Source organism: Shouchella oshimensis, from assembly GCF_004375095.1.
Taxonomy (GTDB): Bacteria; Bacillota; Bacilli; order Bacillales; family Bacillaceae_D; genus Shouchella; species Shouchella oshimensis.
Window position 1 is genome coordinate 385,332 of sequence record NZ_SNUX01000004.1, and the last position, 11,897, is coordinate 397,228.

Below are 11,897 nucleotides of genomic sequence, written 5' to 3' on the forward strand. Positions count from 1 at the left end.
GTTAAAAACGATGGATCATGTACGTGCACTATTCATCTGATAAAGCGTTTTCATGTGCTTCTGCAAATTCTTCAGGTGTTATTTCTAATCCGAATAAGGACTGAATTAAATCAAGATGTGTTTGGGCTGTCGCAGCAGACATTTGAACATCTGCATAAAGGGTTAAATTCGTCGCTTCATTCAAATCATTCAAGACGTCTACGTACATATCAGGTAAGTCTAGAGCATCACTGTCTACTGTTGTGGCAGGAAGTACGCCAGCTTCAGAAACCGCTCGCTCTCCCCATTGCTCTACAAAATACGTAGCAAACTGCTTCGATTCTTCTTTTACATCTGAGTCTTCACTAATAAACAAGCCAACGCCAGGACCACCTACATAGCTCTTTGGATCACCAGCACCCTCTACAGTTGGAAACGTAAAATACCCAACACTGTCTCTAAATTCTTGAGGAATGTCTTCATTTGTTGTAAAATTCGGTAAATCCCACGTCGCAATCATGTACATGGCTGCTTGCTCGTTCATAAACATACTCTTCGCTTCTTCATCCGCTAATCCGTTAAACCCACTTACAAATGAATCGTTCTCAACCAATTCTTGTATTTTTGCGGCTGCTTCGACAAGGGCTTCGTCTTCAAATGAACCAGAACGATCAATGGCGCTCGTCAAGGTCTCACTACCGCCAATTCGATCCGCAAAATACATGTACCACATAGAACCGGTCCAGCGATCGCCATTACCTAAAGCAATTGGATTCACATTCTCATCTTTTAATGTATGAATGACTTGTTCGAATTCTTCATACGTTTCAGGCACTTCTAACTGGTAGTCATCAAAAATGGATTTATTGTAGTAAATGTATACTGTGTTTAATTCAAGTGGTAAACCGTATGTTTCCCCTTCTTTCTCATAAGCTTCAAGTGTGCCTGCAACAAACTCTTCTCTTAATCCGTCGTCTAATAAGTCATCTAATGGTGCAAATTTATTTCCCTCAACAAAAGGGTCTAAATAACCTGCTGCCCATGTCATTCCAACATCTGGTAGGCTATTGGAGGCAGATAAGATCGTAATTTGATCTTTGTACTGCTCGTTACTTAGTACTTGCATATCAACAGAAATACCGCTCTCTTCCTCAAAATCAGCTACGATCTCATTGACAATACGATGGTGTTCAGCGGAACTCCCTTGTGGCCATAGATGCATAAATTCAATTGTTTCCGAGCCCCCGTTGCTTGCTTCACCACCAGAACCATTTGAACACCCTACTGCAAGAAGTGATACTAAACTACAAGTCGATATTAATGTAATCGCTTTCTTTTTGTTCATGATCTTCCCCCTTAACGTATTTTGAGATGGTGGAACGAATGTCAAAATTAGAATAGCATGCAAAACTTAGTTTGTCTAGTAGATAAACTAAGTGTATAATGAATAAACAAAGTATCCTAATGAATGGCGTTTCCTGTTTCAGTACTTTATAGTGTACCTAATAGTACACGATATCTTGAAGGGATTGATTTTTTGATTAAGACGTACAACCAGCATGTGGTGAAACAACGAAACAAATCCATTATTTTGCAACTTATTAAGGAATCGTCCCCGATTTCAAGGGCTGATATTGCAAATCAAACCGGCCTTAATAAAGGAACCGTCTCATCGTCCGTGAGTGAACTCCTTGATCATGAACTCATACTTGAACTAGGTCCGGGTTTATCAAATGGCGGTCGTAAACCCGTTATGCTCTTGTTTAATCAAGAAGCAGGCTACTCTATCGGGATTGATATTGGCGTAAACTACATACTTGCCATTCTAACGGACCTACAAGGAACAATTGTTTATGAAAAGCAAATTGATATTGACGAGTTCCCATTTCCAACGGCAACACAAGTCCTTTTCTCTTTAATTGATGAGTTACTCTCTGTTACGCCTAAAAGTCCGTACGGGGTTATTGGGATTGGGATTGGTGTCCCAGGCATGATAAACAAAGACGGTGAGATCTTACTTGCTCCAAACCTGAATTGGAAAAACGTCACAATTAGTAAACTCATTGAAGAGAAGTACAACATACCTGTTACGATTCATAATGAAGCTAACGCCGGTGCTTATGGAGAGAAACGATTTGGTGCTGGACAAGAGCATCGAGATGTTATTTATATCAGTGTAGGCATCGGGATTGGCGTAGGGCTCATCTTAAATAATCAGCTTTATTTAGGACAACATGGGCTTTCTGGTGAGCTTGGACATATGACCATTGATAAAGATGGGCCGGTTTGTACCTGTGGAAATAAAGGATGCTGGGAACTATTCGCTTCCGAAAAAGCGTTAGTACGTAAAGGAAAAGAAGCCGGACTCACCCCTCTTAACCAAAAACCACTCTCACTTGAGACCATTGTCCAGCTAGCTGAAAAAGGGGATCAACAAACAATTGAGCTTATCCAACTCATCGGAAAGAATTTGGCTATCGGTATTAATACCATCATTAATGTCTTTAATCCAGAGCAAATCATTATTGGGAACCGTTTAGCTGTTTTGCACAAATGGCTTTCAGATGACATTCAGAATCATCTCGAACAATCGTCTCTCTCTAATCAATCATCAGCTACCCAGCTACAATTTTCTAAATTAGAAAAGCGTTCAGCTGCTCTAGGTGTTGCTGCTTTTTCCAGTGAACATTTTATCAAACATTTTCTAGAACACAACTAATTCGTTTATCTAACATAACGGATGGAGGTGATGGATCGTTTTTTGCTATGAAAACAGAAGGAGTATAACTTGTTCATGCAGCAATGCATAGAGCTGGTTCATTCCTGTTACCCGTATTGTTAGCGCTTACAACTATTGTGAAAAGGTGGCATGATCGCTATGACAACGATTCAAAACCCTATTTTAACTGGATTTAACCCTGACCCTAGTATTTGTCGAGCTGGAGATGATTACTATATTGCCGTCTCAACGTTTGAATGGTTCCCAGGTGTGGGCATTTATCATTCAAGGGACTTAAAAAACTGGAAGCTTGTTTCAAGACCCCTTAATCGATTATCCCAGCTAAATATGATTGGAAATCCTGATTCAGGCGGTGTATGGGCCCCTGCCTTGTCCTATTCTGATGGGACATTTTGGCTCATTTTCACAGATGTAAAGGTTGTAGCAGGACAATGGAAGGACTGTCATAATTACCTCGTTACGTGCGATACAATCGATGGTGATTGGTCTGATCCCATTCACTTAAACAGTTCTGGCTTTGATCCATCGCTGTTCCATCATGAAGACGGTAGAAAATATTTCGTTAACATGGTATGGGATCACCGTATACCCAATCATTCTTTCTACGGCATTGTTCTACAAGAATATGATCCAGTAAAACAGAAATTAGTCGGAAAAAAAGACGTTATTTTTAAAGGAACGGACATAAAACTAACAGAAGCTCCTCATCTTTATTTCATTAATGGCTATTACTATTTGTTAACGGCAGAAGGTGGGACACGTTTCGAACATCAGGCAACGATCGCTCGGTCAAAAGATTTATGGGGTCCTTATGAAGTGCACCCAGAAAATCCATTACTGACGTCGTATCCATATCCTAAAAACAAGCTTCAAAAAGCTGGCCATGCGTCCATCGTCCACACGCACACGGATGAATGGTTTCTTGTTCACCTTACTGGCCGACCGTTACCTAGGAATGGTCAACCCTTACTGGCACCGAGGGGCTATTGCCCGCTAGGAAGAGAAACAGCGATTCAACGCCTAGAATGGAAAAACGATTGGCCTTATCTGGTCGGGGGAAATGAGCCCTCCCTTCGGATTGAAGGACCTGCTATGACGGAATACCCGTTTGAACAAGAAGACCAAACCGATCATTTTGACAAGGATACGTTACCTATGAATTACCAAACGTTACGCATCCCTCTAGACCAAAAGTGTCTTTCTCTGCAAGATCGTCCTGGACACTTGCGTCTGTATGGAAAAGAATCGTTAACATCAAAATTCACACAAGCATTTGTAGCAAGAAGATGGCAACATTTTCACTTTAGAGCTGAAACAAAAGTCCGTTTTCAGCCAGACACCTTTCAACAAGCTGCCGGACTTGTAAACTATTACAACACAGAGAATTGGACCGCTCTTCAAGTGACCTACCATGAAGAAAAAGGCAAAGTGCTTGCACTTACAGCCTGCGATAATTTTTCATTTTCACAACCATTAGGGATTCAAGAGATCCCCATCCCAAATGAAGTGGAAGATGTCTATTTACGTGTTACTGTCGAAACTCAAACCTATGCTTATTCTTACTCGTTCGATGGTGTTCATTGGACGAAACTAGACATACTCTTTGATTCTTATAAACTATCGGACGACTATGTTCGTGGGGGAGGCTTTTTCACTGGCGCTTTTGTCGGAATGCAATGCCAAGATACATCAGGCGAGAGTCTTCCAGCTGACTTTGATTACTTCACTTATGAGCCACTCGACTAATAAAGTGGAAAGAGGCTGGGACATAACGAAAAGCAGTATTTGAAAAGACGAATAGTCTAAAATATGCTGAGTAGCACGGCTACAGGAGAATCCTTCGCTCATTTTCATATAAAACAAACGACGAACGTTCCTATTTTCAGGAATGTTCGTCATTTTGGTCTGTCTATCTACTTTTGTCCCAGCCTTTTATGATTTTTAGAATAAGGTACAAGAGACCACCGACTACGACATAAATCCACCAGTCTAAAGAAAGCTCAGGCCCGAAACTCGGAACAAATGTATAGAACAAAAACAGCGGGACAAACCAAACCATGCCATATAAGCCACCTTTTAGGATCATCCATGTATCGCTTTTCTTCTGGTCTGGTTTAAATAAAGACTGTCGAACGAAACCAAACACCATACTAATTGCCAAAGGAATTGAGAACCCTACATAGATGGCAATGACAAGTGCATTTCCTACTGATATCGCCTGATTGTAGTCAAAAAAGAGTGGTAAGAGGCCATTCGCCGCGCCTTGTATGATAAAGATAAAGGCAAGTGTACTGAAGAAGGCATCAGCGACCACCGCTAGCTGGTGCTTCTTTTTCTCACGCGGTAAATGAGCAATGAGCTCTTCTGCATAGGCTTTCGGATTTTCACCAAATAGATCAGAAGCGGTTTTTCCTTCCTTCTCCGCTTCTAGCAAATGATCTAGTATATCCATTAACAATTCCTCTGCTTGCTGTTCAGCTATTCTTAAATCCGTTCGAAAATACAAGAGGAAATCTTCATAAACCTGTTGATTCCTTTCAGACAACGCTTCTCGCTTTTCGTTGTTCAGTTTAATTAATTCTTCTGTATACGTCATGTTTCATCCTTCCTTCCAAGAAGCTCGTTTACAGGGGTAACAATCGTGTTCCATTGTTGAATAATACTGTTCAATTCCTCTTCCCCCTCCTTCGTTAAGTAGTAATACTTTCTTTTTGGTCCTGATGGGGAATCTTTTAATTCACTAAAGATAAAGCCTTTCTTCTGTAGACGAAGCAGCACAGGATAAATGGTCCCGTCGCTTATTTCAGGTAGCCCTACTTCTTGTAACCTCACTGCTAATTCGTAGCCATAAACCTCATCTTCTTTAATAATCGTCATTACACACGCGTCTAAGATTCCTTTTAGAATTTGTGTTCTTGACATCTAGTCACCTACTAACTACATGGTATAACCAAGTAGTAATGATTTTAGTAGCTACTCGGTATTACCAAGTAGCTGTCTTTATCTTATATGAGCGGACCAACATATGCAAGGAGAAGTTTGGTTTTTTAACGACCTCCTTTTAACTGTTCTTTTAAAAATTTCAGCGTTTCCTCCCATGATTCCTCTGCTATTTTCGCATTTTGCTTCTTCGTTCCTCCAAACATCATCGTCATATTAAAGTTGGTACTCGCGATCGTTTGTGGAAGATGAGGGAGACTGCTCGGAAACGCCGAAAAGTGTCCTGCTCCCGAATGTTTAATATAGGTATGGTTGACAGCATATTCGTGACCCTGTAACGCTTTTTGTATTCGATCCATAAAAAATACCGCAGGTTGAACATGATCATCTGTACCGGCAAAGACCATGATCGGTGCTTTTATCTCTGTAACTGGAATCGAGTGTGCCTCCATTTTTTCTTCGTCCTTTAAATTCTGCTCCATTGTTGAGAGCATGGAATAAGGTTTTTTCGTCATCCAATGGCGAAAAAAGGAAACGGTATCCTTTAGGCTTCTTTCGGTTTTTAAGAAACCAAGTGGTACGTTATTGTGTGTCCAAGCTGACTTGGACGTAGGCTGAAAGTTAACCATTCCTGAGAACAGAATGGAGCTCGGAGCACTTGCGATCACCGCTTTTAGTTTCGGATACTTTGAAGCATATAGAAGAGCCAATTCAGAACCTCTAGAATGTCCAATTAAACCAAATGTAGATGCATCAATAAACGATTTATTTTCTAAAAAACGATAGGCTTGATCCACATATTCGAGGGGAATCTCTTCAATCCCCTTTGGTAAATTTCCTTGACCAAAATACGCTAGTGCGATAACACCATAACCTTGTGCAGCAAGCAAAGCAGCTGCTCCTCGGTACACACTACCGTCAGATCCTCCCAAGATTACAATACCTGGAAGATTTTTCTGCTCTTTCGGATAATACAGAGATCCTACCAGCTCCCCATCTAAACATTCTTTCACTACTTGTTCTTCTATGAAGGTTCGTGTAAATGTTTGTTCCGCAATCATCTTTCCTTTTTCATCAAAAGCCTTTATGTAAAATGATATTGGCGATGCACTATGTTTTTTAAACAGGTGTTCTTTTTTTTCTATCGCCTTCATGGACCAAAATAATCCTGATGTGTCAACGGTTTGATAGTCTCCAGATAAAGGCGCTTGAGTCGCTACATCAATCATACCGTTTGAATCCGTTTTAAATGTTGCTTCCGATCGAAAAATGCGGTTATCTTCATCCATCGTTTGTACCATCAGTTTCACTTTTTCATTTGCCTGTTGTGTTTTTAACTTGATTGAAATGGAATCGACAATGTTCGCTGTTTCCGTCATGCAGAACGTAGGGTGAACCTTAATTTGATTCAAAATAAACCCTCCTCATTATAAGAATACTTCATATTTTACTCTCCTTTATTCTTACCCACTCAAAACTTGTTGATCAACCATATACGATGAACACTACTCACACTACGAATTAAACATGATTACGGTTTCAACACACCTTGTGCGGTAACGATGAGTATAGTAAAAATACTCTCGTAAAATCGCAGTTACTCCTTCTATTCCCCTGTTTCTCTTTACGCAAATGCTTGCTTAAACCGATTAACTCTGCTATCTTCTAACTAAGTTGCGTCTATCGAAAGAACTAGTTTATCTATAAAGAGATTGGTAGAATCGGATCTAAAGGCATCTGATTGTCCCAATGAGCGTAACCACCCTTCGATAGGGCAATCGATTCGGGGTGGTTCTTTTCTGCCTTGTTACCCCCATTTTGAAACAAATGACTTAACCTTTCGTTCTCCATTCCTACATATGAACAGCTAACAAAATTTGATATAATACTAACATAACTAACAAAATCAGACAGGTTCAGGCGGTGTAAATATGAGTCAACGGAAAGTTACAATGCAGGTCATTGCCGATACTGTAGGTGTGTCTAAATACGTAGTATCAAAAACATTAAATAATAAGCTTGGTGTAAGCGAGGCGACTAGACAGAAAATTTTATTCACCGCGAAACAACTCGGCTATTCTAAAGATGGCCCTTCAGAAGGTCCAAGCCTACCATTAGAGACGGAAATCGAAAATGGTTATATTCTAGTTGTGCTGCCAAACTATGAATACCAAAGCATCTCTTACACATATTGGGGCGCTGTATTCCAAGGCATATCCCTTCATATCCAAAGTAAGAAAGCCGGAATGATTGTCATTACAAGCGAAATGGATTTATCGAAAAAAGTGGATGTCCCAAATTTAATCGGCATCATTACAGTCGGAACAGTAGACGAGCAAACTTTACTTGCGTTATCCACTTACAACTTACCTATAGTTACTCTAGATCACGAAGCTAGAATCATTCGTGCCGATAGCATCTTTATGGATAATCTCGGCGGCATTGAACGGATGACCGATCACTTAATTGGTCTAGGACATAAACAGTTACTGTTTGTAGGGAATATCCATTATTCCCAAAGTTTTTACGAGCGTTGGATCGGTTTTCGTAACTCACTAGAAAAAGCAAATATCCCGCTTACACAAGGAAACCAGAAGATTCTAACCATCCCTTACGACGATAATATGGAAGCAAATCTCCAACAACACTTTGAAGAACTCAGAATTCATTCAACTGACTTCCCCACTGCTTTTGTGTGTGCAAATGATCACATCGCAAGACGCATGATTGTTTTATTAGAAAAGAACGGGTTGGTATGTCCAACAGATATTTCCGTTACCGGCTTTGACTCTCTCGAAGAGGATAAACATTTATCCCCTGCACTCACCACCGTTCAAGTCTTGAAACAAGTGATGGGTCGACGCGCTGTTGATCGCCTTGTCTGGCGTGCTAAAAATAGAGATTACCCATCTGAAAAAATCTTGATAGTCGGAGATATCACTTTCAACGAATCAATAGACGTACCGAAAAAACGATAAGCTTTGTCTTATCGTTTTTTTAATAGTTAGAAATAAAGCGTTTACATATTGATTAGGAAGTGATATGTTTAACAACAATAACAAAATAAACTAACAAAGCTAACAATAATTTGGAGGGGTTTATATGGTTCGTTCTGCACTTAAATCTTTGGTAGCCGTTGGAAGTATCGGTTTGGTGGCAGCTTGTTCTTCCGGCTCTAGTTCAAGTGAGTCGACTGGAGGAGACATTACATTAACAATGTGGCTTTGGCCTGGGATGGGTTTTGCAGAAAAAGCTGCCCAATATGAAGACGAAAACCCAGGAATCAACATTAATATTCAAGAGGCTGAGTACGCTGATGCCCATCAAAACCTTATTACCGCACTTGCTGCTGGTTCTGGTGCTCCGGATATTTCTGGTGTTGATGAAGGGTATCTTGAGCGTATTAAAGAAAGCAGTCACTTGTTCTACGATCTATCCGACTATGGGGCTGCCGATTTAGAAGGCGACTATCTCGACTGGAAATGGAACCAAGCCTCTTCTGATGATGGTTCTGTTATCGGCATTCCTACCGATATTGGTCCAATGGCCATGGCCTATCGCGTCGATTTATTCGAGGAAGCAGGCTTACCTACAGATCCTGATGACGTTGCTGAAGCGATGGGTACATGGGACGATTACATTCAAGCTGGTAAGCAGTTAAAAGAAGAGACAGGGAGCTTTATGTTTAGCGATGTAGCAGATATGTATTCTGCGATTCGTGAGCAAGGGGATAAACAATATTTTGAAACAGACGGCACCTTAATTATTGAAGATAGCCCACAAATTTTAAAAGCGTGGGATAAGTCAATTGAAGCAATGGACATTCAAGCCAATATTGAACGGCAGACACCTGAATGGGGTGCAGCCATTGCAAATGGCGATTTTGCGACGGTCTTCCTTCCACCTTGGATGCTGCAAAATATTAAAAACGATGCACCTGATACAGCCGGTTTGTGGGATATCGCCTTAATGCCTGAAGGCTCAGGGAACTGGGGTGGTTCTTTCTTAACGATTCCGTCTCAAAGCGATCATCCGGAAGAAGCCTATGACTTTATCACTTGGCTCATGTCACCAGATAATCAACTCGATATTTTTGAAGCAAACGGGAACTTCCCTTCCACTCCTGGGATTTATGACGAACCAGCTGTGAAAGAACTCGATGACGGTTTCTTTATTCGTGATGATATTGGTGCTATTTTTGCAGAGGCCGCCACACTTGTTAAAGATGTATACCGGGCTCCAGATACCGCCCCAATCAACACCATCATGCAAGATGCTCTGGGTACTGTAGCCGATGGTGTAGCAGAACCTGAAGCAGCATGGGACAATGCCATTCAAGAAGTGAATCGTCAAACGTCGCGTTAGGTAACAGTGGAGACAGCGTAGGTCATCTTACGCTGTTTCTTATGAACATTCATCAGAAGGGATGGACTTTATGAGTACAGAAGTGCGCCAGCAATACCCACCTACACCACAGAAAAAGCAGAAGAAATATAATCAGCGGACGAGAGATCGTATTTCGGGTTACCTTTACATTTCTCCTTTCTTTCTCTTGTTTGGTGTTTTCGGGATGTTCCCCCTTATTTTCACTGCTTATTTGTCTTTTCACCGTTGGAATATTCTTGGTGAAAGAGAATTTATTGGTTTCTCAAATTACATTGGTTTATTCACAAACGATCCTCTGTTTTGGAAAGCAGTTGGAAACACGTTTAGCATATGGGCGCTGTCCACCATTCCTCAGCTATTTGTCGCCTTAGTGCTCGCCTTTATTTTGAATCAGGCGTTTTTAAAAGGAAAAAGCTTCTTTCGCTTAAGTATTTTCATGCCCAACGTAACATCAATCGTCGCCGTAGCCATCGTCTTCTCTGCTATATTTGGTACCCAGTATGGAATCATCAACTACGTCCTTAGCTTAGTTGGTCTTGAGCCTATTAACTGGAAGGGTTCTTACTTCGGCACGCATGTGGCGATCTCCTCCATGGTGATGTGGCGCTGGGTTGGCTATAACACCATTATTTATTTAGCTGGTCTTCAGAGTATTTCGAAAGACTTGTATGAGGCCGCTACAATCGATGGTGCGAATAAAATTCAACAGTTCTTTTATATAACCATTCCTATGATTCGCCCTATCATTATTTTCACTGTACTCCTTTCATCCATTGGAGGCATGCAAGTCTTTACTGAGCCACTCCTCTTCGGTGTTGGTTCCGATTCACAGGGCTTAACGATGACACTATACCTTTACCAGGAAGCATTTGAACGATTCTCCTTTGGTTATGCAGCCGCCATTGCATGGGTTCTGTTTTTAATCATTATGATTGTCTCACTCATTAACCTCATCGTTACACGTCGAATTAAATCAACCTAAAAAAGAAGGGAGACCGTTTGAAATGAAAGAAGTTGGTCAAAAGAAACTACCCAAGATCTTCTTGTATCTTTTTCTCATTGTGAGTTCACTCGTATCTTTATTTCCGTTCTACTGGATGTTCGTCATTGGGTCCAACTCCACGACGTCTGTCAATCAATTTCCACCTGCAATGATTCCAGGAACGCAGTTTTTTGAAAACGCTAGAAACGTATTTGAGCGAATCGATTTCTTTGGCTCGATGTTTAATTCCTTTATTATCTCTGGGACCGTCACGTTGTCTGTGTTGTTTTTTTGTTCCTTAGCTGGGTTCGCATTTGCAAAACTAAATTTTGAAGGCAAAAATATGCTGTTCGTTTTCTTACTTGCTACCATGATGATTCCACCACAACTTGGGCTTATTCCTTCTTTTATGATCATCAGTCAGTTAGGTTGGATTGATACCCTTCAAGCCGTCATTGTTCCTGCTATGGTTAGTGCGTTCGGTGTGTTTTGGATGCGTCAATATATCTCATCTGCCATTCCTGATGAGCTCTTGGAAGCAGCAAGGATGGATGGATGTAGTACGTTTCGCACGTATTGGAACATTGTTCTTCCAACAGTCAAACCTGGTCTTGCTACACTCGGGATTGTCACGTTCATGAATACGTGGAACGATTTTCTATGGCCTCTTGTCGTATTAAAGGACCAAAGTGTTCACACGATTCAAATTGCCTTACGGACATTAAACGATGTGTTTTATACCGATTATTCCATGATTTTGGCAGGCACATTTATGGCTACTGTTCCTATCTTAATTGTCTTTCTCTTATTTAGCCGCTATTTCATTGCTGGTTTAACAGAAGGTGCTGTTAAAAACTAATACAAAGGAGC

General features: G+C 40.9%; 10 protein-coding genes. 6 read left to right on the forward strand and 4 right to left on the reverse strand.

Annotated features, from left to right (window positions below):
• Positions 1–28 precede the first annotated feature (28 nt).
• A complete protein-coding gene (locus tag E2L03_RS17475; RefSeq protein WP_124742751.1) occupies positions 29–1,324 on the reverse strand; it encodes an extracellular solute-binding protein in 1,296 nt (431 codons plus the stop codon).
• 123 nt (positions 1,325–1,447) lie between these two features.
• Here E2L03_RS17475 and E2L03_RS17480 point away from each other — a divergent pair, with 123 nt between their 5' ends.
• Together E2L03_RS17480 and E2L03_RS17485 are read left to right on the forward strand one after the other, a co-directional pair.
• Positions 1,448–2,698 carry an ROK family transcriptional regulator gene (locus tag E2L03_RS17480; RefSeq protein WP_166740361.1) on the forward strand — a complete coding sequence of 417 codons (1,251 nt, stop codon included), beginning with the start codon at positions 1,448–1,450 and terminating at the stop codon, positions 2,696–2,698.
• A 159-nt stretch (positions 2,699–2,857) separates the two neighbouring features.
• The gene (locus E2L03_RS17485) at positions 2,858–4,465 is read left to right on the forward strand and encodes a glycoside hydrolase family 43 protein (RefSeq protein ID WP_134259903.1); all 1,608 of its coding nucleotides are present in this window, start codon (positions 2,858–2,860) and stop codon (positions 4,463–4,465) included.
• A gap of 163 nt (positions 4,466–4,628) precedes the next feature.
• On the opposite strand, the gene E2L03_RS17490 is transcribed toward E2L03_RS17485, so the two are convergent.
• The 3 genes from E2L03_RS17490 to E2L03_RS17500 form a co-directional block, all read right to left on the reverse strand.
• Positions 4,629–5,315: a DUF1129 family protein gene (locus E2L03_RS17490; RefSeq protein ID WP_134259905.1), complete on the reverse strand. Its 687-nt coding sequence runs from the start codon at positions 5,313–5,315 to the stop codon at positions 4,629–4,631.
• On the reverse strand, positions 5,312–5,641 hold the full coding sequence (locus E2L03_RS17495) for a PadR family transcriptional regulator (RefSeq protein ID WP_035393672.1): 330 nt from the start codon (positions 5,639–5,641) through the stop codon (positions 5,312–5,314). The genes E2L03_RS17490 and E2L03_RS17495 overlap by 4 nt, the downstream gene beginning before the upstream one ends.
• A 125-nt stretch (positions 5,642–5,766) precedes the next feature.
• Positions 5,767–7,071 carry an acyl-CoA thioesterase/bile acid-CoA:amino acid N-acyltransferase family protein gene (locus E2L03_RS17500; RefSeq protein WP_134259907.1) on the reverse strand — a complete coding sequence of 435 codons (1,305 nt, stop codon included), beginning with the start codon at positions 7,069–7,071 and terminating at the stop codon, positions 5,767–5,769.
• Between the two features lie 519 nt (positions 7,072–7,590).
• Between E2L03_RS17500 and E2L03_RS17505 the strand changes: the two genes are divergently transcribed.
• From E2L03_RS17505 to E2L03_RS17520, 4 genes are all read left to right on the forward strand, one after another.
• Entirely contained in the window at positions 7,591–8,637 is a 1,047-nt protein-coding gene (locus E2L03_RS17505) for a LacI family DNA-binding transcriptional regulator (protein WP_134259909.1), read from the forward strand.
• 124 nt (positions 8,638–8,761) lie between these two features.
• On the forward strand, positions 8,762–10,024 hold the full coding sequence (locus E2L03_RS17510) for an extracellular solute-binding protein (RefSeq protein ID WP_134259911.1): 1,263 nt from the start codon (positions 8,762–8,764) through the stop codon (positions 10,022–10,024).
• 70 nt (positions 10,025–10,094) lie between these two features.
• On the forward strand, positions 10,095–11,027 hold the full coding sequence (locus E2L03_RS17515) for a carbohydrate ABC transporter permease (RefSeq protein WP_134259913.1): 933 nt from the start codon (positions 10,095–10,097) through the stop codon (positions 11,025–11,027).
• Between the two features lie 22 nt (positions 11,028–11,049).
• A complete protein-coding gene (locus E2L03_RS17520) occupies positions 11,050–11,886 on the forward strand; it encodes a carbohydrate ABC transporter permease (RefSeq protein WP_038483823.1) in 837 nt (278 codons plus the stop codon).
• Positions 11,887–11,897: the final 11 nt, after the last annotated feature.